Below are 23,426 nucleotides of genomic sequence, written 5' to 3'. Positions count from 1 at the left end.
TTTCAAAACAAAAAACCGGCATTTATGCCGGTTTTAAATCTGCTTGAAAAGGATATCGTACCCTTGTCCTAGTTCTTTTACTTGATGGGCATCAGAACCATAAATAAGTGGGATTCCAACTGAGATGGCTTTTTTTGCTACTTCTGAAGGTGGGTAAGGCTGTTTGCAAAGTGGTTTTGCAGTCCCAGCTCCATTATAATCTAGTTCATAGTCATATTGTTTCATTGCTATAAGGATTGCTTCAATTTCTTCATTGAAAACTGCCTCCACAGGGAATTTCAGCCGGAACTTTTGCACAAGTGTAATATGGCCGATTCGTTTAGGTTTATATGGGCCTAGACTTGCATGAATGGACTTTAAAACAGTACGATAATAGTGTGCATAGATTTTTTCAACCGAACCGTAAGTATCGATCATCCTCTGGAAGTTTTCAGGACTATAGTCGACACAAGCATAACCAGTGTGGTCCTTTAAAAAATGAACAGATAGGATGGCATCGTCCAACATTGGCCCCACATCATTTAAAAAATGGGAAATATCTTCTTCAAACCCTTCGATATAATCGACTTCAAGACCAGCATTAATAACGATTTTTCCTTTGTATTTTTCTTTTAAATTGTTGATTTCAGAAAAATACGCTTGTAAATCGCTGATATTCATAGCACTGTCAGAATATGGTGTAGGGTCGATGAATTGTTCGGGAAGCGGCGCGTGTTCTGTGAAGGAAATTTCCTGTATTCCTAAACACAATGCCCTTTCAATATAGGATTCAAACGAATCTTTCGTTCCATGTGGACAAAACCTTGTGTGTACATGACCATCTCTGAGCAAATGAAGCACCTCCAAACGAAATTACAGGACAGATTGTGATTGTTTTCGATAATTTAAATAAAATATTGAAATTACTGGTCAAAAAATGTCGTTAACATGGTATCATAAATACATAAAAAAAACAGTTCTTTTTTAAGATTGATTGTATAGTAGAGTTTATCTTTGTAAGAAACCCAGGGGGATAATAATGGAGTATTTAATTGCAGGTTTAGGCCTAATCATTGGCCTTTTTCTAATAGGATATTTTGTAAAACGAAAGTATTATAACGAAGTGGATAAGTATGAAACATGGAAAATAGATTTGATGGATCGTCCTGTACTGGATGAAATGGCAAAGGTAAAAAAACTCAATATGACCGGACAAACAGAAGAATTATTTGAAAGATGGCGTAAGGAATGGGATGAAATTGTTACGACAGAGCTTCCGAATATTGAGGAGTATTTGTTTGATGCCGAAGAATACACAGAAAAGTACAGATTTCGGAAAGCGAAAGAAAAGTTAGCAATGATTGAAAAAAGCCTGGAAAAAATCGAAGAAAACATAAACAGAATCCTTAAAGAATTGAATGAACTTGTTGGAAGCGAAGAGAAGAACCGTAATGAAATTGATTCATTAAAAGAGCAATATCGAGAGTGCCGAAAAAATTTATTAGCGCATCGACATAGTTTTGGGGAATCAGAGGGGACTCTTGAAGAGCAATTAAATGTAGTTTTACAAATGTTTCAAGTATTTGATGAGAAAACAGAGAAGGGAAATTACTTAGAAGCTCGAGAGATTGTCTTGCAGATAAAAACGAACCTAGACGAAATCGTAGTGAAAATGGAGTTGATCCCTCAATTCCTTCACGATTGCCAAGTAGGACTTCCTAGTCAAATTGGTGAATTGAGAGAAGGATTTAGGGAAATGACTGTACAAGGATATCAGCTTGATCACATTGGAATTGAGGCTGAAATTGGAGAACTTGAAAAGAATCTTGTGGATTTTCAGATGAAGATTAATCAAACAGAAATTGGTGAAATCCAACAAGGTCTAGAAGAAGCGAAACAAAAAGTGGAATCGTTTTTTGACCTTCTTGAAAATGAAGTGATGGCTAAACATAAACTAAGCGAAATGCAGCCAGAACTAAATGAACTTTTCGTTCAAGCTGTGGATGATAGCGAGAAAATTCAGGAAGAAATAAATACTGTTAGACAAAGTTATCATGTAGCAGATAACGAGGTTGAAGCACATTCTCTTGCCGAAAAAAAACTTAAGCAGTTATTGAAAAAATATGAGGTTCTCGCTTTGAAAATCAACCAAGGGGAAACGGCATTCAGTTTTCTAATCGAAGAGCTTACTCTTGTAGAGGAAGAGCTAAAGAGTTGTCAGCATGAACAAGAGTTATTTAAAGAAAAGCTAAATGCATTACGAAAAGATGAATTGGAAGCCAGAGGAAAAGTGAGGGAATTGTCTCGTGAAGTAACTGAAATGATCAAGCTTATTTCTAAAAGCAATTTACCAGGGTTGTCTCAAAATTATAAATACTTGCTTGAAGATGCAAAAGAAAGCATTCAAAATGTCGCAGATCGACTAGAGCAAAAACCGCTAAATATTCCGACGATTCAGCAGTATCTTGAAATAGCAGAGTTAACGGTCGAAAAACTGGCAGATACAACTAAAGAAATGGTGGAAAATGTGAATTTGGCCGAAAAAATTATTCAGTATGGCAATCGCTATCGAAGCAGATATCCATCTGTTGCAAATGGTTTGGATGCTGCAGAAGAAGCGTTTAGAAACTATGAATATCAGCAAGCCATTGAAAAAGCTACTGCTGTTATCGAGGAAGTCGAGCCAGGTGCAATAAAGAAAATTAATGAGTTGTTTATTGAAACGCATGTATAAAAAATAAATCTGAAGCCTCCAATAAAAAGTTGGAGGCTTTTATTGTTGTTTACCAGGAAATTATTAAATGTTCAAGATGTGGATAATTGAAATCGTTATTTGCATCCAGCTCCAGCGCTTGTCGGGGCTGACCAAGGCGCTTCCGCTTCTGTCTTTTCAAATAGTTATTTATATGGTAGAATTTTTTGTTAGCAATGATCGTTTAAGGGGAAAGGAGAGAGAATAGGATGATCTATTTTGATAATAGTGCAACAACGAAGCCGTTTCATGAAGTGTTACAATCTTTCATCAAGGTATCATCTGATTATTTTGGAAATCCTTCCTCATTACATCAGATTGGTGGACAAGCGGAGAAGCTTTTGAGTCAAGCACAATCACAAATGGCAGGGCTTCTTGGTGTGAAGATGAACGAAGTCGTGTTTACTTCCGGGGGGACAGAAGGAAATAATCTAGCGATAAAAGGCACGGCCATAGAGTACTATCGCAGAGGGAAACATTTAATCACAACGACAATTGAACATCCTTCTGTACGGAGTGCTTTTGAACAGTTAGAAAAGCTTGGTTTTGAAGTGACTTATATTCCGGTGGATGCAGATGGTTTTGTTCGCCCTGCTGATATAGAAAGAGCGATAAGAGCAGACACGATTCTCGTTTCGATTATTCATATCAATAATGAAGTTGGTACAATTCAGCCGATAAAGGAAATTGGTCAAATATTAAAAGGCTTTCCAAAAATTATCTATCATGTTGACCATGTTCAAGGGGCTGGGAAAGTCGCTTTAGATTTTTATCAGTGCGGGATTGATTTGTGTACACTGTCTGGTCATAAGTTTCATGGGGTCAAAGGTACAGGAGCTATGTTTATTCGGAATGGAGTGAAGATTGCGCCGCTACTTTCAGGGGGTGGGCAGCAAATGGACCGGCGGAATGGCACTGAAAATGTTGCAGGAATTGTTGCGATGGCAAAAGCACTCAGAATGTCAATTGAACTGCGCAAAAGAAAAATGGATGAATTGTATCAAATTTTGGGTACAATAAGGTCCGGATTGAAAGAATTACCGAATATCACCATTCATACACCTGAAGAAAAAGCTGCTCCTCACATTTTGAACTTTTCCGTTAAAGGGTTAAAAGCAGAGGTTTTTGTCCATTCCCTTGAAGAGAAAGGTGTAATTGTATCGACTACGAGTGCTTGTTCATCAAAGCGGAATGCCCCAAGTAATACATTGCTTGCAATGGGCGTAAATCGCGACGAAGCAGAGAGAGCGATTCGCATCAGTCTTTCTTATGAAAATACATTGGGGGAAGCAAAGAAAGTGGTAAAGGCAATTTCGGAGAGTGTAAAACAATTAGGAGAGGTAAGAAAATAAATGATGTATGATCGCATTCTTATACGATATGGTGAAATCTCAACAAAAGGAAGAAACCGTAATAAATTTATTGAAAAACTGAGAAAAAGTGTTCGAAAAGCAATTGCTGATTTCCCTAAAGCAGTCATTCAATCTGACCGTGATCGAATGTATATTTTATTAAACGGAGAAGACGCTACGGAAGTCGCTTCTAAATTAAAAAATGTATTCGGAATTCAGTCGTTTAGTCCCGCGGTAAAAGTAGAAAAAAACATCGAACAAATGAAAGAAGCAGCACTTGAACTGTTCACTAGTCTTTATAGTAAAGGAAAGACATTTAAAATTTCCACTAAAAGATCTGATAAAACATTTGAGTTGGATACAAATGAAATGAATCATGAATTTGGCAGTTATTTATTAACAAATATTCCTGGGTTGACAGTAAATGTTCAAAATCCAGACATTAATTTAATAATTGAAGTCAGAAAAGATGCAGTCTATCTATCAGCTGAAACCATTCGCGGTGCAGCTGGGCTTCCTGTTGCCTCAAGTGGCAAAGCAATGCTTATGTTGTCAGGAGGAATCGATAGTCCAGTTGCTGGTTATTTATCCATGAAACGTGGTGTAGAGGTAGAAGCTGTCCATTTTGCGAGTCCTCCATACACGAGTGAAAGGGCTCGACAAAAAGTGGTTGATTTAAGCGGAAAACTAGCAGAAATAAGTGGACATATAGCCTTACATATCGTTCCGTTTACGGAAATTCAGCAAATGATTCACAAACAGATTCCAGCGAACTACACAATGACAACGACAAGAAGAATAATGTTAAGAATTACTGATAAGTTGCGCGAACAAGAAGGTGGACTAGCGATTATTACTGGTGAAAGTCTTGGACAGGTTGCTAGTCAAACGCTAGAAAGTATGTACGCGATCAACGAGGTGACAACGACACCAATTTTACGTCCGCTTATTGCAATGGACAAGACGGATATTATGGAGATTGCGGCTAAAATTGATACACTTGAAATATCGAATTTGCCATACGAAGACTGTTGTACAGTATTTGTGCCTTCCTCTCCAAAAACAAAGCCAAAGCTTGAAAAAGTTCAGCATTTCGAAAGTTTCTTCGATTTTGAACCGCTAATCGAAAAAGCGGTTCAAGAAACAGAAACGATTATTGTTGAGTCAGGTTCGAATCCGTATGAGGAAGAAGATTTGTTCTAGAATTTTGAAGTGGAATAACAGCCTTAAGATTTCCCTTTTTTGTGAACAATTACCAGTGTTTGAGTTGTATTAGAATTTGTGATTTTACACACTCTATACTCACAAGGAGGTGAAAGTCACATGGCAAACAATAATAGCTCAAACAACCTTTTAGTACCTGGGGTTGAACAAGCTCTTCAGCAAATGAAATATGAAATTGCGAGTGAATTTGGTGTAAACCTTGGTGCTGAAACGACTTCTCGCGCTAATGGTTCAGTTGGTGGAGAAATCACTAAGCGTTTAGTTTCAATGGCTCAACAACAAATGAGCGGATTTTCAAAATAATATAACATAAATAAAATGGCTACAAGAAGCGGGATGAATTTCCCGCTTCTTTTATTTGGAGTGAAAGCTTGTGTCAAAGTCCTTTTTAAAAATTATGTATTTCTGTATAATGATATGGTCAGGTATTATTAGCAGATACTAAAGTTTAGGAGGGTGGATTTTGGAGAGGAATCAGTTGATTGCCCCGCAAAAATATAATCTTATTTCCGAATTTGAACGGTTTGCAGATAGCGATGAAAGAATCGCTCTTAAATGGGAAAATGAGATTGGAGAAAAAGAAGAGATCACTTATAAAAAATTATTAAGCTTGGCAAATAAAGTTGGGAATGTGTTTAAAACGTACGGACTTGCTAAGGGCGATGTGGTGTTAGTTGTAATCCCAAAGCTAATTGAAGCGTATCAAGTATATATAGCAGCGTTAAAACTAGGACTTGTCGTCATCCCGAGTTCTGAGATGTTAAGAACTAAGGATTTACAATATCGGGTTAATCATGGAGATGTAAAAGCGATCATTAGTTATTATCCATATGTTGATCAGTTTTTAGGCATAAATGATGATTTGTTGAGGTTTTCTGTTGGGAAGCAAGAAAACGGTTGGCTTTATTTAGGTCAGGAACTAAGTCAAGCGTCAGACTCACTTGAAATTGAACAAACGGATAAAGATGATATGGCTTTTTTATCTTATACATCAGGGACAACTGGAAACCCAAAAGGCGTCGTACACACACATGGCTGGGCCTATGCTCATCTACATACAGCAGCAAAAAATTGGCTTGGAATTGAGGAAGGAGATACCGTATGGGCGACGGCGGCCCCAGGGTGGCAAAAATGGATTTGGAGTCCGTTTTTATCTGTGTTAGGAACAGGTGCTACTGGGTTTGTTTATAATGGGAATTTTGAACCAAACAAATACTTAACCTTACTTGAAACATATAAAATAAATGTATTATGTTGCACGCCGACAGAATACCGTTTAATGGCCAAGGTAGAAAGAATTGGAGACTTTAAATTAGCAGATTTACGTAGTGCTGTGTCGGCTGGAGAACCATTAAATCGTGAAGTCATTGATATCTTTAGAACGCACTTTAATATTGATGTTCGTGATGGATATGGCCAGACAGAAAATACTTTACTAGTCGGTGTAATTCAAGGAATGGAACTAAAAGAAGGTTCAATGGGTAAACCTACTCCTGGAAATAAAGTTGAAATTATTAACGATGAAGGAGTTCCTTGTCCTGTTGGAGAAGTAGGTGATATAGCTGTCCACGTTGAAACACCTGCTTTATTTAAGCGTTATTATAAAGACCCTGAAAGGACAGCAATGCAATTTCGCGGCGATTATTATATTACAGGCGATAAGGCGAAAAAGGATGAAGATGGATACTTTTGGTTTGAAGGGCGCGGGGATGATATAATCGTTAGTTCAGGCTATACAATTGGTCCTTTCGAAGTAGAAGATGCGCTTGTGAAACATCCTGTCGTCAAAGAATGTGCAGTCGTCGCTTCGCCTGACGTTATACGCGGAAGCGTTGTGAAGGCCTTCGTTGTGTTGAAGGAGGGGACCGATGAAATGGATCCAAACTTAATCTCAATTTTGCAGAACCATGTAAAGTCTATGACAGCGCCGTATAAATACCCTCGGAAAATTGAATTTATTCAAGAACTTCCAAAGACAACCTCAGGGAAAATTCGCCGCGTAGAACTTCGAAGGAAAGAACTTGAAGTTAACAAGGGGGCAGATTGTTAAAAAGTGCACATAATAAAGAACTGCAAGGACAATCCTTGCAGTTCTCTTTAAAAGCAATGTCGAGATGGTTGCGTCTTCTAGTTTAAGAAGTTTCGTTTTACTTTTTCCCAGAACGAATTATCTTTTAGTTTAATCGTTTTCACTGTCTTATTACTCAGTTTAATCTCTATATCTCTAACGTGCTGAATGCTAAGAGCCTCATTATCCATCCCCATTATCGGAAAATCATTTCCATCTTGAACGATATGTAATAATAATTTCCGGCTTCCACTAAGGAGAAAAGAAGATCCCAATGTTCGATATTGATTATTATTAAGGGAAGCCAACTCACTTACTTGAATACATGGGAGCAAGGGGTCGACAATTGAACCACGTAAAGAACGATTGTACCCAGTGCTACCAGTCGGAGTAGACACAATCATCCCATCACCACGGAAGGTCTCGAAATGTAAATCGTCAATGAAGACATCGATTACAATTGTTTTAATAATGGACGAGCGCAGGCTAAACTCGTTTAAACATTGAAAACTCGTTTCCCCATCTACGTCTACATCGATGGTTGGATAACGTCTAACTTCAATATTATCATTTGAGATGCTGTTAATAACTTCTTCTGGGTGAGTGATTCGAAAATCACAATAAAACGTTCGCTCATCATTTAAAGATATGCCTGCATAGAGACAATCATCTCTGAATCCAGTATTGCGGACAGCTAGAAGAAAAGCATCATTTCCACCAATACTTGCAATGATATCTGCTTTACGATAATCCTTTTCTAATATAAACCCATTTTTTTCTGCTAAAGCATAGAGGGCGTCTACATTTTGCTTCATTTCTGGAACGGGCTTATGATAAAAAAATAATTTACGACGTTGTGACATCATCAATCCTCCAAACTTTTAAGTCCAAATCTTTTGTTATTTCCCCCCTTTTTTCGCCACTTTTGCTAAAATAAGGGGAGTTATTTATAGTGTACCATTATTAAGGCAAATAAATAGCTTAATAAAATGTACAAAAGGAGGATTTTTTTATGAACGGAAAACGGTGGGCAGCACTTGGAATTGCTGCTGTTTTATTTGCTGTTTCTGCTTTTGTTAATTTATTATCATCTTTCGCTTTTTCCGAGACAGAGTCTATTTTTAGTGATTTTTTCGGATCAAAAAATGACGTGGTATTAGAGGAAGTGATTGAAGATGGGGATGCGTTTTCAAAAGTGGCTGTTTTAACGATAAATGGGGTTATTCAGGACACTGGGGGTGGTGCTCCTTCTATTCTAGATACAGGTGGGTATAATCATCGGAAGTTTATGGAACAGCTTAATTACGCAAAAGACGATCCCAGTGTTAGAGCAATTATCCTTCGCGTTACTACTCCTGGTGGTGGTGTCGTCGAAAGTGCTGAAATTCATGATAAAATCGTTGAAATTCAACAGGAAGTAAATAAGCCTGTTTATATTTCAATGGGATCTATGGCTGCTTCAGGTGGTTATTATATTGCTGCACCAGCAAAGAAAATCTATGCAAGCCCTGAAACGTTAACAGGATCGTTAGGTGTCATTATGCAAGGGGTTAATTATGCTGGGTTAGCTGAAATGTATGGTGTTGAGTTTGTAACGATTAAGAGTGGGCCCTATAAAGATATCATGAGTGGGGCACGGGAAATGACAGAAGATGAGAGGGATATTCTCCAAAGGATGATTGATAATTCCTATGAAGGATTTGTTAAAGTCATTTCTGAGGGGCGAGAAATGTCTGTTGATGAAGTGAAAAGAATTGCAGATGGACGAATTTATGATGGCCGTCAAGCATTAGAACTTAATTTAATCGATGGGTTTGGTTATTTAGAAGATGTCATTAACGCTGTAAAGGAAGACGAAAATCTCGAGCAAGCCCAGGTTGTAAAATATACAGAAAACTTCGGGTTAAATTCTTTATTTGGCATGGGGGTACAAACAATCATGAGCAAAGGGACAGAAATGGAAGGAATCATTCATCTTTTATCCCAGCCGAATTCTCCAAGGTTGATGTACCTGTATGCTGAATAGGAGGAGGCCTTATTATGAGTACATATGATGAAAAAATAAATGAGGCGCAAGTTACAGACGAACCACAATCTGGCGAAAGTCCAATTCACACTCAAAAATTGTCTTCAGATCAACCTACAGCCTTCCGGTATGCAGGATTCTGGATGAGGTTTTGGGCATACCTTATGGACCTTTTGGTCATCGGAAGCATTAATAATTTGTTTATCTATCCTGTTTTTCGAACGCTTGGTATCTCAATCGTTGACAGCGGTATGTTTTCACCAATTGCGATTGCCACAGCCATAAGTTTTTATCTCTATTTTGTATTAATGACAAAATTCTTAGGCCAAACCCTAGGAAAGATGGTTTTCGGTATAAAAGTCATTCACTTAAATGGAGAGAAACTCTCTTGGGGGACCGTCTTATATAGGGAATGGATTGGACGGTTTATTTCAACAACAATTTGGATTACTTATGTGATTGTCGCCTTTCTGCCGAGAAAACAAGGATTACATGATTTATTTGCGGAAACATCGGTTATTCATGAGAAATAATGGGAACCTGCCTAATGGCAGGTTTATTTTTTTGGACATATGCCGATAATGGTAGGCTGAAAGGTTGTGAATAATTGTGAAATGGCTCTTCTTTTTCCTGCTTCTTTTATTATTGTTAATCATTGTGATTGCTTTGACAAATGTTAAGATTGTGATTGATTTTTATCACGGGAATGATAATGATAATTTTACGATCTTAATAAAGGCTTTGGGTGGACTTATTAAGTATAGAAAAAACATTCCGATGGTTAAACTGAATAAGGAGAACCAGTCTCTTACTATAAAAGAAAAAGTAGAAGTAGGACCCGATGATAAAACAGTCGATCAGCAGGAAAAGCAATTTGACAAACAAGACCTTTTAAATAGCCTGGATGATACGAAAGCATTACTTGAACATGTTGTAGGTTTACATACTCATATTCGTAAGCTGTTTAACAAGGTCTCAGTAAAAAAACTTGAATGGCACACTGCGGTTGGAATCGGAGAGGCAGCTTCTACTGCTGTATTATGTGGTGCAATCTGGTCTGTTAAAGGGAGTATTATCGGTTTAATTAGTAATTATATGAGAATGAAAGAAATGCCTGTGGTAACCGTAACCCCGATTTTTCAACAAACTTTGTCTCAAATTCAGTTGAAATGTATTTTTCAGATTCGAATCGGGCATGCTATTTTGGCAGGGTTAAAACTGGTTAGATATTGGAAAGGCGGAATGCCTAACTTTAAAACAAGACCGCTTTCTGCCCTTTCTGGTGATAAAACAAATTCAGTTTAAGGAGGATTCTTCATGTCAGATCATCCAATTCAAGGTCTTATGACAACAGCAATGGAAAACTTAAAGGAAATGATTGATGTAAATACAATTATTGGTGACCCCGTTGAAACTCCTGACGGCAGTGTCATCATGACTGTTTCGAAAGTAGGCTTTGGGTTTGCTGCAGGTGGAAGTGAATTTGTGCTAGATGGTGATAATGGTTCGACATCCAAACATCCATTTGGAGGAGGAAGTGGTGGCGGTGTTTCTATTACTCCGATCGCATTTTTAATCGTTAGCACCCATGGAGTGAGAATGCTTCATCTTGATGAAAATACGCATTTGATTGAAAAAATTCTAGATGCAGCACCACAGGCTGTTGAGAAGATTCAAAATATGTTGTCCAAAGCTTCAAATGGTGGGGACAATAAAGACAATAGCGATAATCTTCAACCAAGTAATCCAAGTGAATACCAAGGACCTAAAAAAGATCTTGAAATTTAATGAACCGAAAAAGTTAACTTCTAATTGAAGTTAACTTTTTATTTGCAAACGCTAATATTTGAAAAAGTTTTAAATAAAAGATATATTAACACTGTACATAAAATGGTTTAGGAGGATGAGGGAAATATGGCAAATATTACATTTAAGGAAAAAGCAGTAACATTATTAGGGAATGAAGTAAAAGTAGGTGACCAAGCCCCAGACTTTAAAGTGTTAGCAAACGATCTCTCTGAAGTAACACTACAAAATACAAACGGAAGTGTAAGATTGATTAGCGTTGTGCCATCACTTGATACAGGGGTTTGTGATGCGCAAACTCGCCGCTTTAATGAAGAGGCGGTAAAGTTCGACAATGTTAAAGTATTAACTGTTAGTGTTGATTTACCGTTTGCACAAAAGCGTTGGTGTGGAGCGAATGGAATCGAAAATGTACAAACACTTTCTGATCATCGCGATTTATCTTTTGGAGAAGCATACGGAGTGGCAATTCAAGAATTACGCCTATTAGCTCGCGCTGTTTTCGTTGTCGATTCAAACGATAAAGTGACATATGTAGAGTATGTAAGTGAAGCAACGAATCACCCGGATTATGAAGCTGCAATTAAAGCAGTAAGCGAAGCAAAATAAATACTTGGGCCGCAGAACATTCTGCGGCTTTTCCTTATCATTAAGGAAATGAATCTTGTTCAAATAAAAAGGGAGCGTTAAAATAGAAAAATACGCCAATGAAAGGAGCAGGAGAACCTATTGAGTATCGTACCAGTAGAAAAGTTGTTTACTGTCTTTAATCAGACAGCTGATATGTTGAAAGATGAATTATCATGCACTTATTTAGAAGCACTTGCGGAGACGGGGGAAAACATCTTTCACGATAAGATTCTTCAAGAAGAATTAAGTGAACTGACAAACAAAAGGATAAGTAAATTATACAAGGAAATTCGCTTAACGGACTATTCCCAAGAGGAAATTCGCAAAGCATTTCAGCTAGCAATTTTAAGAGGAATGCAGGAAAATGTTCAGCCAAACCATCAAATGACACCAGATTCAGTTGGAATTTTAATTGGATACCTTGTAAATAAATTTATTAAGGAATCAACTTTTCGGTTATTAGACCCAGCGATAGGGACAGCAAACTTATTGTCAACTGTGTTAAATCAACAAACAGGTAAAACGATTGTGTCGATTGGCAGTGAGATTGACGATGTGTTAATTAAGCTCGCTTATGTAAATGCAAATTTACAAATGCATGAAGTTGAATTATTTAATCAAGATAGTTTAGAATCTTTGTTTATCGACCCAGTAGATGCGGTCGTTTGTGATTTGCCAGTTGGATATTACCCGAATGATGTTAAGGCTGCCGAATATGAAATTAGTGCGAATAATGGTCATACATATGCTCATCATTTATTTATTGAGCAAAGCACACGCCACACGAAAGCAGGGGGCTATCTCTTTTTTGTGATTCCCAATGGACTTTTCGAAAGTGAACAAGCTACCAAACTACATCAATTCATAAAGGATCATTTAGTGATTCAAGGGATCATTCAATTGCCGTTAGAGATGTTTAAAAATAAACAAGCGGCGAAAAGCATTTTAATCGTACAGAAGAATGCTGAACATATTAAGAAACCTAAACAAGCTTTGCTTGTAGAATTGCCCCGTATGTCAGATGGGCGGGCAATGAACAATATTCTTAGTAAGATTGATCAATGGTACATTGAAAATAAGAAAGATTAACAAACCGATGTTCATATTCATCGGTTTTTTTTGCTGGGAAAGGGAACACGAAATAGGGGAAATAGTCACGAAATTTTCAAGTATCAGAATTAAAGTACTTTTGTAATGTAAGCGGTAACAGTTCAATCATAGCTTGATATGAACATAGCTCAATGCTTTAATGATTATTGGAGAGATAGAAACTGAGCTAGTTGTACAAACTAAAATCCAAAGGTGATTTATTTGCTTGTACAAGTTGTTAAAAAGGAGCGGTTAGTTAAAAATGGCAAAAATGATTGCAATTAATGCAGGAAGTTCATCCCTAAAGTTCCAGCTTTTTGAGATGCCTAGTGAAGAGGTTATAACAAAAGGCCTAGTTGAAAGGATTGGACTGAAGGACTCGGTTTTTACCATTTCTGTAAATGGGGAAAAAGTTACGGAAACCCTTGATATCCCTAATCATGAAGTGGCTGTTAAAATGTTATTAGAAAAACTTATCAATAATAGGATTATTAAGTCATTTGAGGAGATTGAAGGTGTTGGGCATCGTGTGGTTCATGGTGGAGAAGAGTTTAGTGACTCTGTCGTCATAACTGATGAAGTGTTGGCGAAGCTTGATAAACTATCAGAATTGGCTCCATTACATAACCCAGCAAATCTAACAGGAATTATTGCATTTAAACAAGCGCTACCAAACATTCCTGCAGTTGCTGTTTTTGATACTGCCTTCCACCAGACAATGCCTGAAAGCTCATTTTTATATAGCTTACCATATGAATATTATAAAAATTTTGGCATTCGTAAATATGGATTCCACGGAACATCACATAAGTATGTTTCCGAGCGTGCTGCGGAAATGTTGGGGCGCCCAATCGAGCATCTACGCTTAATTTCCTGTCACCTTGGAAATGGTGCTAGTATTGCGGCTATTGAAGGTGGAAAATCGATTGATACATCAATGGGATTCACACCGTTAGCGGGGGTAACGATGGGAACAAGGTCAGGAAATATTGACCCAGCACTTATTCCTTATATTATGGAGAAGACGAGTAAGACGGCTGATGAAGTTCTAGATGTTTTAAATAAAAAGAGTGGAATGTTAGGGGTTTCCGGATTCTCAAGCGATCTTCGTGATATAGAAGAAGAAGCGGCAAAAGGAAATGAGCGTGCAGAATTAGCTTTACAGGTATTTGCAAATCGAATTCATAAGTATATTGGTTCATATGCAGCGCGTATGAGCGGTATAGATGCCGTTATCTTTACTGCTGGAATCGGTGAAAACAGTATATCGATTCGTGAGCGAGTTCTTAAAGGACTTGAATTCATGGGTATTTATTGGGATCCAGCACTTAACAAAATTCGTGGTAAAGAAGCATTCGTTAGCTATGCTCATTCACCGGTTAAGGTTATGGTTATTCCAACAAATGAGGAAGTAATGATTGCAAGGGATATTGTTCGATTAATAAAATAAGTTTAAAGGCAAAAGCAACGCTTTTGCCTTTTTTTCTTTTATTTTAAAAAAAGCATGAGAGAATTTACATATGCTATACTAAAAATAAATTGATACGTTGGAGGGTTTGTGATGACTTTGACAAAAAGGGAAAACCAGGTCATTGAAGAGCTGAAAAAATGGGAGTCCTCTCTTTTTGATTATGTCCCCAATGATTTAGAACTTATCTACGATAAATATTTAGAAAGAGCCTTCGTCATGCTTCCCGAAGAAGTGCAAGATCAATTCTTTTCAAAATTAGACAATTGGCTCTTTCATCTCCACTCGCTGATTCAAGGTTCCCAATTACAAATAGATGCAAAAGCACGAATCTTAACGGCTGGCAGGGTCTTTAATAGTGAATTGCATTCAATTGAACATATTCGAGAATTATCCATAGAACAAGTTCAATACATTGCTGAACAACAAATTGCAAGACACCGAGTGTATTCATTCATACAAGGAGGAGTTTCGGGGAGTGGCGGGGCCATTGCACTTGGAGCGGATCTTCCGGCTATGGCAGTCATTAATTTACGTGCGGTTCAGTTGATTGCGATGTCATATGGATTTGAAGTCAACACACCGTTTGAAATGATGACGGCATTAAAAGTCTTTCATGTAGCTATGATGCCAAAGCGCATACAGGCGAATGGTTGGAGCGAGTTGATTGAGGATTTGAAACAAACAGATAATCATTATTTTTATGAAGGAAGAGAGGATTTAACAGACATAACATGGATGGAACAGCCAATAAGGCAAATGTTAAAAGCAATGGTCATTCTCTTGTTTAGAAAAAAGCAGTTACAAGGTTTGCCGATTATCAGTATGGCGATTGGAGCAGGCGCGAATTATCAATTAACGAGAAAAGTGACAGACTTTGCCCATAAATATTATCAATATCGCTATTTGCTACATAAAGGAGTGTAAAAAATGAGTACAGCAGAACATAAGCAATCCGCCCCTTCTCAAGTTCGTTGTAAAATAATTACCGTTAGTGATACAAGAAATAAAGATACGGATAAAAGCGGGAAATTAATGATGGAGATGCTTGAAAATGAAGGGCATCTTATTATCGATTATGTGATTGTCAAAGACGAAATTGAACCAATCCGTTTAGAGGTTTTAAAAGGTAGTGGGAATCCAGAGATTGACGTTATTTTAACGAATGGTGGAACCGGTATTGCGAAACGGGATGTAACGATCGAGACGGTTCAGAAACTTTTTGATAAAGAAATTACCGGCTTTGGTGAACTCTTCCGGATATTAAGTTACCAAGAAGATATCGGTTCTGCCGCGCTAATGTCACGAGCGGCCGCAGGGGTGATAAACAATAAAGCTGTATTTGCCACGCCAGGTTCTAGCGGTGCTGTTAAATTGGCGATGAAAAAATTAATTCTTCCTGAAATTGGCCATATTGTCGGTGAGTTAAAAAAAGATCTATCTTAAAAATCATCAAGGGCCTCTCAATGTCAATGTAACGGGTTCTCTTTTGAGGTGCAAAAAGCAGGGCACCATGTTGGAATATGCCCTGCTCATATCGTTAATCTTCATACCTTCTTTGACACTTAAGAATAATAGACGGAAATATTCCGCTTAATTAGCAAATATCATTAAAAACAGCTTGAATAAACGGGTAAATTCCGTCTATTAACTCGATAAACGTGAAAGTGAAGGATTTTTAGTTGCATAACCGGAATATCTCCCCTTATATCCCCCGAAACGAGCTCCATTCTGCATTTAACCGGAAATTCTCCGCTTATTTCCCTTTTGCTAGTTACTCAATTAAGGACAAGCCTTCTATTTAAGAGAGGGGAAGTCAGAAATTATTAATATTTATCGCAGATTAACTGGCAGTCATTCCCTTACTGATGGAAGTTTCAAACTTTATCCTAAATGGGCTTTCTCGCTGGTGACATCTTGATGTGTACGATACCATAACCATAAATCATTGATGATGGATGCAAGTTCAGCAATTTCACTATTAAGTTTGCATGAACGTGTAAAATTTGATTCATCATTCAATTCTGCTTGTTTTTGGTTAATTAAGCTTTCTAGTTCTGCGATTCTATCAGGAATATGACCACGGATCTTTTCCCAATGTAGAAGGATTTGGTGCTGTATTCCCAATGATAACTCGTCCCAACCTACTTTAAAGGAAGGGATTGAAATGCCTAGTCTTGAATCGAAATTAAAAAATTCCTTCATAAAATAAAGTCACCCCATTTTAATCATGCTTTTATTTTACATCAGTAAGTATTCCTATGCTATTCATTTATTTCCCCCCGTTTATAAAATTTCCTTTTTTTTCTTTTCTTTGAAAAATTTTTTTAAAAAATATTGCATTAAAGGATTGAAATTAAATGTAAAACCTGTTAATTTTTAATATATCAAATGAATAAACATATAATAACTTGTATAAATATTCAAAGAGGAGACAAAAAAATGAATGAATCTAAAAAAATAGTACTTGCCTATTCTGGCGGGCTAGATACATCAGTAGCAATAAAATGGCTTCAAGAAAAAGGATATGATGTGATTGCATGTTGTCTTGATGTCGGTGAAGGAAAAGATTTAAACTTTGTTAAAGAGAAGGCATTGAAAGTTGGAGCGACTAAATCATATGTTCTTGATGTAAAAGAAGAATATGCTCAAGAGTATGCGCTAATTGCTTTGCAAGCTCATACATTGTATGAAGGGAAATATCCGCTTGTTTCCGCACTGTCACGTCCGCTTATTTCAAAGAAACTTGTAGAAGTCGCTGAAAAAGAAGGTGCAGTTGCTGTAGCTCACGGTTGTACGGGGAAAGGGAACGACCAAGTGCGTTTTGAAGTATCAATTAATGCTTTAAATCCGGATTTGGAAGTTCTTGCACCTGTACGTGATTGGAAGTGGTCGCGTGAAGAAGAAATCGATTATGCCCTTAAAAACAATATTCCTATTCCAGTTAATTTAGATAGCCCATTTTCGATTGACCAAAACCTTTGGGGACGCAGCAATGAGTGTGGAATTCTTGAAGATCCATGGGCTACTCCACCAAAGGAAGCTTATGAATTAACTGCTGAACTTGAAGATACACCAGACACACCTGAAATTGTTGAAATTGAGTTTGAACAAGGAGTTCCAGTTGCTTTAAACGGAAAAGCTTTCTCACTAGCACAACTTATTCTTGAGCTAAATATTATTGCTGGAAAACACGGTGTTGGCCGTGTGGACCATGTTGAAAACCGCCTTGTTGGGATTAAATCACGTGAAGTCTATGAAGTTCCAGGTGCAATGACATTAATTAAAGCTCATAAAGAACTTGAAGATATTACGCTAGTTAAAGAAATTGCTCACTTCAAGCCTGTAATTGAAAAGAAAATCACTGAAATGATTTATGAAGGACTATGGTTCTCTCCACTCCGTACAGCACTTGAAGCGTTCTTAAAAGAAACGCAGAAACATGTGACAGGAACAGTACGAGTGAAGTTATTTAAAGGACACGCGATTATCGAAGGACGTAAATCTCCATATTCCTTATACAATGAAAAGCTTGCTACTTATACGAAAGAAGATGAGTTTGACCATGCAGCAGCAGTTGGATTTATCAATCTTTGGGGACTTCCAACAAAAGTAAATAGTATGGTACAAGGTAAGAAGGTGAACGCGTGAAAAAGTTATGGGGCGGCAGATTTACTGCTTCCGCTGAGGAATGGGTCGATGAATTCGGTGCCTCGATCTCCTTTGACCAAGAGCTTGTTTTAGAGGATATCGAAGGTAGCATTGCCCATGCTACGATGTTAGCTAAGTGTGAGATTTTAACAACTGAAGAAGCGGATACCATCATCGCCGGATTAAAGACATTAAAAGAAAAAGCAGAGAAAAAAGAACTTGAATTCACTACAAAATATGAAGATATTCATTTGAATTTAGAACATTTGCTAACAGAGCTTGTTGGTCCCCTGGGCGGCAAGCTCCATACGGCAAGAAGCCGAAATGATCAAGTAGCAACTGATATGCACTTGTATTTAAGAGAGCAAGTAAAAGAGGTTGTGCACTTAATTGCTGAATTCCAACAGGTATTAATAACTAAGGCCGAACAACATGTAGAAACGATTATGCCAGGATATACCCATCTACAAAGAGCCCAGCCAATTTCTTTTGGGCATCATCTGATGGCTTATTTTTGGATGCTTGAACGAGACAAGCAGCGTTTTCTTGGAGCTTTAGAACGAATTAATATTAGTCCTTTAGGCGCTGGTGCGTTAGCCGGGACGACCTTTCCAATTAACAGGGAATATAGCGCAGAACTATTAGGATTTGAGGGGATCTATCAAAACAGCTTAGATGCGGTTAGTGACCGGGACTTTATTCTTGAATTTATGTCAGCTAGTTCAATTATGATGATGCACTTATCTCGCTTTGCTGAAGAAATCATTCTTTGGTGTAGTCAAGAGTTTCGTTTCATCGAGCTTGATGATACATTTGCGACTGGAAGCAGCATTATGCCGCAAAAGAAAAATCCCGATATGGCTGAGTTAATTCGGGGGAAAACCGGGAGAGTTTATGGTAGCCTAATGGGCTTGCTAACAATCTTAAAGGGACTTCCGCTTGCTTATAATAAGGACATGCAGGAAGATAAAGAGGGAATGTTTGATACAGTTAAAACTGTAAAAGGTTCATTGAAAATCTTTGCAGGAATGATTGAAACGATGACTGTTAATAAGGATAAAATGGAAGATTCTGTGACGAAAGATTTTTCTAACGCAACAGAATTGGCTGATTATCTAGCTTCAAAAGGACTACCTTTTAGGGAAGCACATGAAATTGTTGGCAAATTAGTTTTAGAATGTATTCAAAAGGGCTGTTATTTAGCGGATCTATCACTCGCTGACTTCAAGGCTGCTAGCACTTTATTTGAAGAAGATATTTACGATGCACTTAATCCTTATAATGCAGTTGTACGTAGGAACTCAACGGGTGGTACCAGTTTCGCAGAAGTTACTGCCCAGATTAAAAAAGGAAAAAAAATCCTAGAACGTTAAATTTCATTAAATATCGCAGAGTAGCCACTAGTGGGGGAGAAACCCACCACTGGTAGAAGTTTTCTTAAAAAAGGAACACGCAACCATTTAATTGGCTGCGTGTTCCTTTTTTATAAAGTTTAAACGTCTTCTTCGACTTCTTCGTCTTTTTCAGTGCGTATTATCATGACATCACAAGGAGCGTATCTAGCAATGTGTTCGGAAACGCTACCAATAAAGAAACGTTCAACGGCATTCATTCCTGTAGCACCACAAACAATTAAATCAACATCGAACTTTTTAGCAATATCCTTTGCGATTTTTACTTTTGGAGAACCATAATCAATTGCAAAATCCACTTCTTTTATACCGGCTTCCAATGCATCATGTTTATAGCTTTCAAGAAGTTCTTGGGCAAATTCTGTTGCACGTTCTGAAATTGTTCGGTCATATGCCTCAACTGATGCAAATGTCCTTAAATCAATGACATGTGTTAAGAAAAGTTTTGCATCATTTCTCTTTGCAATCTCAATAGCCTTTTTGAATGCCCACGCAGCTTGTTTGGACCCGTCAACGGCAACTAAAATATTCTTATATGTTAAACCCATTGCTATCTCCTCCTTCACTTTAATTATACAATATATTTCCAAGTATGGATGTTACAAACTAACGAACAATAAAAATAGTTGGAAGGAGGATTTGTCATATGCAATCTCGTGAACAAGATAAAACAGAATCCTATATCTATAATGAAACTGGGACGAGTGAGGTTATGCAACAAATCTTGGACTCCTATAATAGTGGAGTAATTGATTCGAAAGTTTCCGAAGAACAACAGAACAAGTGACCGAGAAAGACAAGCTGAAAAGTCAGCTTGTTTTTTGCATTTTGTTCAACTAAAATTTATGTAAATCGTTTATGTTTTCGTAGTATTTAGCTAATTTTTTTACCTGGGGGATAAAAATATGATTATTGGTGTGCCAAAGGAAATAAAAAACAATGAAAATCGGGTGGCGATGACACCTGCAGGCGTAGTAAATCTTATCCAATCCGGCCATGAGGTTTGGATTGAAACGGGTGCGGGACTGGGCTCAGGCTTTACCGATGAGGATTATCAACAAGCAGGAGCGCAGATTGTCGCAAATGGAAAAGCGGCATGGGATGCAGAAATGATAATGAAGGTGAAAGAGCCGCTTCCGGAAGAATACAAATTTTTTCGTAATGGGCTGATTTTATTTACATATTTACATCTAGCTCCTGAAAAAGATTTAACAAAAGCATTAATTAATAAAAAAATTGTAGGAATTGCTTATGAGACCGTCCAACTTAAAAACGGAAGTTTACCATTGTTAATGCCAATGAGCGAAGTAGCAGGAAGGATGGCCCCACAAATTGGAGCTCAATTTCTAGAAAAGGTACATGGTGGTAAGGGTATTCTTTTATCCGGAGTGCCAGGTGTTCAGCGAGGGAAAGTAGCAATCATCGGGGCTGGTGTTGCTGGGACGAATGCGGCGAAAACGGCGATTGGTCTTGGTGCGGAGGTAACTATTCTTGATGTGAACCCTGAACGTCTTCGTCAGCTGGATGACCAATTTAGAAATGATATATCAACGTTAATGTCGAATCCATATAATATTTTTGAAGCCGTAAAAGCCGCAGATTTAGTCATTGGTGCAGTGTTGATTCCTGGTGCGCGTGCGCCAATGTTAGTGACAAAAGAGATGATAAAGTCGATGAAACCTGGTTCAGTTGTTGTTGATATTGCGATTGATCAAGGAGGGATTTTTGAAACGACTGATAAAGTTTCAACGCATGATAGTCCAACATATACGAAATATGATGTCGTACATTATGCAGTGGCCAACATGCCTGGCGCTGTGCCGAGAACGTCTACGATTGCACTAACGAATGTAACAGTTCCCTATGCGTTGCAAATTGCGAATAAAGGATTTAAACAGGCTTGTCTCGATAATGAAGCAATATTAAAAGGGGTAAATACGCTTGAAGGTCATGTCACATATAAAGCCGTTGCTGAAGCTCAAAACTTACCGTATACAGACCCGAAAATTTTATTAAACTTAGTTTAACTATATTACAAAAAGATTCGGTATATACTGAATCTTTTTTGTTGAGTGGATTGTGAAGGATGTTAATTCATGTTATTTTATAGTATATTGTTTATGGAAGAAAAACACGTAGTTTGTACATAGTGTACTGCGGAATCGTTCCAGTAATATTGAAAAATGAGGAGTGTCTAAATGGAAAACGTACTTATTTTTGGACATAAGAATCCAGATACTGATTCGATTTGTTCAGCGATTGCTTATGCAAATTTAAAAAAGCAACAAGGAGAAGAAGTAGAGGCTGTCCGACTTGGCCAAATTAACGGAGAGACAGCTTATGCGCTCGATTATTTTAAAGCTAGTGAACCTCGTTTAATCGAACAAGCCGTTGAAGAAAAAACAGTTATTTTAGTCGACCATAATGAGCGTCAACAAAGTGCAGATGGAATCGAAAAAGCAAAAATCTTAGAGGTCATTGACCATCACCGTGTGGCAAACTTTGAAACAAGTGACCCGCTTTATTTCCGTGTGGAGCCAGTTGGTTGTACGGCAACGATTTTAAATAAAATGTATAAGGAAAACAATGTCAATTTAGACAAACAAACAGCAGGCTTAATGTTATCAGCGATTATATCCGATTCACTCCTATTTAAATCACCAACATGCACAGAGCAGGATGTAGCTGCAGCAAAGGAACTTGCGGAAATTGCTGGTGTAGATGCCCAAGAGTATGGACTTGCTATGTTAAAAGCAGGTGCTGACTTAAGTAGCAAGACGATAGGAGAACTTATTTCACTGGATGCAAAGGAATTTTCAATGGGAAGTTCAAAAGTAGAGATTGCCCAAGTAAATACCGTTGATATCAACGAAGTACTGGCACGCCAGGCTGAACTTGAGGACGCGATCCAAAAAGTAATTGCTGACAAGGACCTAGATTTATTCCTCCTAGTTGTTACAAATATTTTAACCAATGATTCTGCTGCCCTTGCATTAGGTAAACAGGCGGATGCTGTTGCTGAAGCTTTCAACGTAAGCTTAGAGAATAATACGGCGACATTAAAAGGTGTCGTTTCACGTAAAAAGCAGGTTGTCCCAGTATTGACAGATACTTTAGTTGCTAGAGGATAGTAAATAAAAGAAGCTCGGGTCATAGGACGGAGCTTCTTTTTATCGTTTGTCTTTGTATAGCCAGTTATTAGGGGATAGACGTTTTGGCTTTAGTAGCTTGAATCAGAGGTTAGCCCTTTCATAATCATTACCCCTGAACTTGCGCCTATTCTGGATGCGCCTGCATTAATCATCGTTTCGGCATCTTCAAGACTTTTTATGCCTCCTGATGCTTTAACACCAATTGAAGGACCGACAACCTTTCTCATTAATGCGATATCTTCCTTCGAAGCGCCTCCGGTTGAGAAGCCAGTAGACGTTTTTACATAATCAGCTCCAGCTTTAACGGCGAGCTTACAAGCTGTTTCTTTTTCCTCATCTGTTAATAGCGAAGTTTCAATAATGACTTTTACTAATGCTTTTCCTCTTGCTGCCTCAACGACGGCTTTAATGTCATTTTCTACCAACCCATCATTTTGCTCCTTCAATGCACCAATATTGATTACCATATCAACTTCATCGGCTCCATTTTCAATTGCATTCTTCGTTTCAAATGCTTTTACCTCAGAAGTTGTTGCTCCGAGTGGAAAACCAATGACCGTACATACTTTCACTTCAGGAGTATCTGTTAAAATTTCCGCTGCCGTTTTAACCCATGTTGGGTTTACGCAAACAGAGGCAAATTTATGCTCTTTTGCCTCCTCTGCTAGTTTCATTATATCTGCTTTTTTCGCATCGGCCTTTAATAAAGTATGGTCAATCATCTGGGCGAGTTGCTGTGACATGTTCATCTACCTCCTGTTATTAATAAAACATTTGTTCATTATTGGACCAATATATCAACTCAATGGTCAATTGT

General features: G+C 37.8%; 24 protein-coding genes. 19 read left to right on the top strand and 5 right to left on the bottom strand.

The genetic code is table 11. The features are described from left to right. Positions 1 to 33: 33 nt before the first annotated feature. Positions 34 to 831: a histidinol-phosphatase HisJ gene (hisJ, locus tag GNT69_RS09750; protein WP_203554751.1), complete on the bottom strand. Its 798-nt coding sequence runs from the start codon at positions 829 to 831 to the stop codon at positions 34 to 36. Positions 832 to 1,018: 187 nt separating this feature from the next. Between hisJ and ezrA the strand changes: the two genes are divergently transcribed. The 5 genes from ezrA to mbcS all read left to right on the top strand — a co-directional run bounded on the left by ezrA (position 1,019) and on the right by mbcS (position 7,357). Continuing rightward, positions 1,019 to 2,713 carry a septation ring formation regulator EzrA gene (gene ezrA / locus GNT69_RS09745; protein WP_203554750.1) on the top strand — a complete coding sequence of 565 codons (1,695 nt, stop codon included), beginning with the start codon at positions 1,019 to 1,021 and terminating at the stop codon, positions 2,711 to 2,713. Positions 2,714 to 2,940: 227 nt separating this feature from the next. Then, positions 2,941 to 4,083, top strand: coding sequence for a cysteine desulfurase family protein (locus GNT69_RS09740; protein WP_203554749.1), 1,143 nt, complete (start codon positions 2,941 to 2,943; stop codon positions 4,081 to 4,083). Beyond that, entirely contained in the window at positions 4,084 to 5,286 is a 1,203-nt protein-coding gene (thiI, locus tag GNT69_RS09735) for a tRNA uracil 4-sulfurtransferase ThiI (RefSeq protein WP_203554748.1), read from the top strand. A gap of 120 nt (positions 5,287 to 5,406) precedes the next feature. Continuing rightward, positions 5,407 to 5,610, top strand: a complete 204-nt coding sequence (locus tag GNT69_RS09730; RefSeq protein ID WP_203554747.1) for an alpha/beta-type small acid-soluble spore protein — start codon at positions 5,407 to 5,409, stop codon at positions 5,608 to 5,610. A gap of 160 nt (positions 5,611 to 5,770) precedes the next feature. Beyond that, positions 5,771 to 7,357 (top strand): acyl-CoA synthetase MbcS, encoded by a 1,587-nt coding sequence (gene mbcS / locus GNT69_RS09725; protein WP_203554746.1) that lies wholly within the window; start codon positions 5,771 to 5,773, stop codon positions 7,355 to 7,357. A gap of 77 nt (positions 7,358 to 7,434) precedes the next feature. Here mbcS and GNT69_RS09720 read toward each other — a convergent pair whose 3' ends face one another. After that, on the bottom strand, positions 7,435 to 8,238 hold the full coding sequence (locus GNT69_RS09720) for an NAD kinase (protein ID WP_203554745.1): 804 nt from the start codon (positions 8,236 to 8,238) through the stop codon (positions 7,435 to 7,437). 149 nt (positions 8,239 to 8,387) lie between these two features. On the opposite strand from GNT69_RS09720, the gene sppA reads away from it, so the two are divergent. From sppA to GNT69_RS09675, 9 genes are all read left to right on the top strand, one after another. Further along, positions 8,388 to 9,401, top strand: a complete 1,014-nt coding sequence (gene sppA, locus GNT69_RS09715; RefSeq protein ID WP_203554744.1) for a signal peptide peptidase SppA — start codon at positions 8,388 to 8,390, stop codon at positions 9,399 to 9,401. Between the two features lie 14 nt (positions 9,402 to 9,415). Then, positions 9,416 to 9,934: an RDD family protein gene (locus GNT69_RS09710; RefSeq protein ID WP_203554743.1), complete on the top strand. Its 519-nt coding sequence runs from the start codon at positions 9,416 to 9,418 to the stop codon at positions 9,932 to 9,934. Between the two features lie 76 nt (positions 9,935 to 10,010). Further along, positions 10,011 to 10,706 carry a DUF2953 domain-containing protein gene (locus GNT69_RS09705; RefSeq protein ID WP_203554742.1) on the top strand — a complete coding sequence of 232 codons (696 nt, stop codon included), beginning with the start codon at positions 10,011 to 10,013 and terminating at the stop codon, positions 10,704 to 10,706. 12 nt (positions 10,707 to 10,718) lie between these two features. After that, positions 10,719 to 11,189, top strand: coding sequence for a GerW family sporulation protein (ytfJ, locus tag GNT69_RS09700; RefSeq protein WP_203554741.1), 471 nt, complete (start codon positions 10,719 to 10,721; stop codon positions 11,187 to 11,189). 126 nt (positions 11,190 to 11,315) lie between these two features. Next, positions 11,316 to 11,816: a thiol peroxidase gene (tpx, locus tag GNT69_RS09695; RefSeq protein ID WP_203554740.1), complete on the top strand. Its 501-nt coding sequence runs from the start codon at positions 11,316 to 11,318 to the stop codon at positions 11,814 to 11,816. 120 nt (positions 11,817 to 11,936) lie between these two features. Beyond that, entirely contained in the window at positions 11,937 to 12,926 is a 990-nt protein-coding gene (locus GNT69_RS09690; RefSeq protein ID WP_239094109.1) for a class I SAM-dependent methyltransferase, read from the top strand. Positions 12,927 to 13,188: 262 nt separating this feature from the next. Next, on the top strand, positions 13,189 to 14,376 hold the full coding sequence (locus tag GNT69_RS09685) for an acetate kinase (protein ID WP_203554739.1): 1,188 nt from the start codon (positions 13,189 to 13,191) through the stop codon (positions 14,374 to 14,376). A gap of 111 nt (positions 14,377 to 14,487) precedes the next feature. Then, entirely contained in the window at positions 14,488 to 15,321 is an 834-nt protein-coding gene (locus GNT69_RS09680) for an EcsC family protein (protein WP_203554738.1), read from the top strand. Positions 15,322 to 15,324: 3 nt separating this feature from the next. Beyond that, positions 15,325 to 15,840, top strand: a complete 516-nt coding sequence (locus GNT69_RS09675) for a MogA/MoaB family molybdenum cofactor biosynthesis protein (protein WP_203554737.1) — start codon at positions 15,325 to 15,327, stop codon at positions 15,838 to 15,840. Positions 15,841 to 16,278: 438 nt separating this feature from the next. Here GNT69_RS09675 and GNT69_RS09670 read toward each other — a convergent pair whose 3' ends face one another. Continuing rightward, a complete protein-coding gene (locus GNT69_RS09670; protein ID WP_203554736.1) occupies positions 16,279 to 16,599 on the bottom strand; it encodes an ABC transporter C-terminal domain-containing protein in 321 nt (106 codons plus the stop codon). A gap of 237 nt (positions 16,600 to 16,836) precedes the next feature. On the opposite strand from GNT69_RS09670, the gene GNT69_RS09665 reads away from it, so the two are divergent. Both GNT69_RS09665 and argH read left to right on the top strand, forming a co-directional pair. Next, positions 16,837 to 18,045, top strand: coding sequence for an argininosuccinate synthase (locus GNT69_RS09665; protein WP_203554735.1), 1,209 nt, complete (start codon positions 16,837 to 16,839; stop codon positions 18,043 to 18,045). Further along, a complete protein-coding gene (gene argH / locus GNT69_RS09660) occupies positions 18,042 to 19,418 on the top strand; it encodes an argininosuccinate lyase (protein WP_203554734.1) in 1,377 nt (458 codons plus the stop codon). The genes GNT69_RS09665 and argH overlap by 4 nt, the downstream gene beginning before the upstream one ends. Before the next feature lie 119 nt (positions 19,419 to 19,537). On the opposite strand, the gene GNT69_RS09655 is transcribed toward argH, so the two are convergent. Continuing rightward, a complete protein-coding gene (locus GNT69_RS09655) occupies positions 19,538 to 20,005 on the bottom strand; it encodes a universal stress protein (protein WP_203554733.1) in 468 nt (155 codons plus the stop codon). Positions 20,006 to 20,103: 98 nt separating this feature from the next. On the opposite strand from GNT69_RS09655, the gene GNT69_RS09650 reads away from it, so the two are divergent. The 3 genes from GNT69_RS09650 (at position 20,104) to GNT69_RS09640 (ending at position 22,588) form a co-directional block, all read left to right on the top strand. After that, on the top strand, positions 20,104 to 20,244 hold the full coding sequence (locus tag GNT69_RS09650) for a hypothetical protein (protein ID WP_203554732.1): 141 nt from the start codon (positions 20,104 to 20,106) through the stop codon (positions 20,242 to 20,244). A gap of 118 nt (positions 20,245 to 20,362) precedes the next feature. Further along, entirely contained in the window at positions 20,363 to 21,484 is a 1,122-nt protein-coding gene (ald, locus tag GNT69_RS09645; RefSeq protein WP_203554731.1) for an alanine dehydrogenase, read from the top strand. A gap of 171 nt (positions 21,485 to 21,655) precedes the next feature. Beyond that, positions 21,656 to 22,588 carry a manganese-dependent inorganic pyrophosphatase gene (locus tag GNT69_RS09640; RefSeq protein ID WP_203554730.1) on the top strand — a complete coding sequence of 311 codons (933 nt, stop codon included), beginning with the start codon at positions 21,656 to 21,658 and terminating at the stop codon, positions 22,586 to 22,588. Between the two features lie 89 nt (positions 22,589 to 22,677). On the opposite strand, the gene deoC is transcribed toward GNT69_RS09640, so the two are convergent. Next, a complete protein-coding gene (gene deoC / locus GNT69_RS09635) occupies positions 22,678 to 23,352 on the bottom strand; it encodes a deoxyribose-phosphate aldolase (protein WP_203554729.1) in 675 nt (224 codons plus the stop codon). Positions 23,353 to 23,426: the final 74 nt, after the last annotated feature.

It is taken from the genome of Bacillus sp. B15-48, from assembly GCF_016879755.1.
Classification (GTDB): Bacteria; Bacillota; Bacilli; order Bacillales; family Cytobacillaceae; genus Mesobacillus_B.
This window is presented reverse-complemented; position numbering and strand designations above follow the sequence as displayed.

What these genes read in the sequence shown, in the direction of transcription:
- ezrA (WP_203554750.1), top strand. Translation starts at nt 1,019, where the DNA reads ATGGAGTATTTAATTGCAGGTTTAGGCCTAATCATTGGCCTTTTTCTA.
- GNT69_RS09740 (WP_203554749.1), top strand. Translation starts at nt 2,941, where the DNA reads ATGATCTATTTTGATAATAGTGCAACAACGAAGCCGTTTCATGAAGTG.
- thiI (WP_203554748.1), top strand. Translation starts at nt 4,084, where the DNA reads ATGATGTATGATCGCATTCTTATACGATATGGTGAAATCTCAACAAAA.
- GNT69_RS09730 (WP_203554747.1), top strand. Translation starts at nt 5,407, where the DNA reads ATGGCAAACAATAATAGCTCAAACAACCTTTTAGTACCTGGGGTTGAA.
- GNT69_RS09720 (WP_203554745.1), bottom strand. Translation starts at nt 8,238, where the DNA reads ATGTCACAACGTCGTAAATTATTTTTTTATCATAAGCCCGTTCCAGAA.
- sppA (WP_203554744.1), top strand. Translation starts at nt 8,388, where the DNA reads ATGAACGGAAAACGGTGGGCAGCACTTGGAATTGCTGCTGTTTTATTT.
- GNT69_RS09710 (WP_203554743.1), top strand. Translation starts at nt 9,416, where the DNA reads ATGAGTACATATGATGAAAAAATAAATGAGGCGCAAGTTACAGACGAA.
- ytfJ (WP_203554741.1), top strand. Translation starts at nt 10,719, where the DNA reads ATGTCAGATCATCCAATTCAAGGTCTTATGACAACAGCAATGGAAAAC.
- tpx (WP_203554740.1), top strand. Translation starts at nt 11,316, where the DNA reads ATGGCAAATATTACATTTAAGGAAAAAGCAGTAACATTATTAGGGAAT.
- GNT69_RS09685 (WP_203554739.1), top strand. Translation starts at nt 13,189, where the DNA reads ATGGCAAAAATGATTGCAATTAATGCAGGAAGTTCATCCCTAAAGTTC.
- GNT69_RS09680 (WP_203554738.1), top strand. Translation starts at nt 14,488, where the DNA reads ATGACTTTGACAAAAAGGGAAAACCAGGTCATTGAAGAGCTGAAAAAA.
- GNT69_RS09675 (WP_203554737.1), top strand. Translation starts at nt 15,325, where the DNA reads ATGAGTACAGCAGAACATAAGCAATCCGCCCCTTCTCAAGTTCGTTGT.
- GNT69_RS09670 (WP_203554736.1), bottom strand. Translation starts at nt 16,599, where the DNA reads ATGAAGGAATTTTTTAATTTCGATTCAAGACTAGGCATTTCAATCCCT.
- GNT69_RS09665 (WP_203554735.1), top strand. Translation starts at nt 16,837, where the DNA reads ATGAATGAATCTAAAAAAATAGTACTTGCCTATTCTGGCGGGCTAGAT.
- GNT69_RS09655 (WP_203554733.1), bottom strand. Translation starts at nt 20,005, where the DNA reads ATGGGTTTAACATATAAGAATATTTTAGTTGCCGTTGACGGGTCCAAA.
- GNT69_RS09650 (WP_203554732.1), top strand. Translation starts at nt 20,104, where the DNA reads ATGCAATCTCGTGAACAAGATAAAACAGAATCCTATATCTATAATGAA.
- ald (WP_203554731.1), top strand. Translation starts at nt 20,363, where the DNA reads ATGATTATTGGTGTGCCAAAGGAAATAAAAAACAATGAAAATCGGGTG.
- GNT69_RS09640 (WP_203554730.1), top strand. Translation starts at nt 21,656, where the DNA reads ATGGAAAACGTACTTATTTTTGGACATAAGAATCCAGATACTGATTCG.
- deoC (WP_203554729.1), bottom strand. Translation starts at nt 23,352, where the DNA reads ATGTCACAGCAACTCGCCCAGATGATTGACCATACTTTATTAAAGGCC.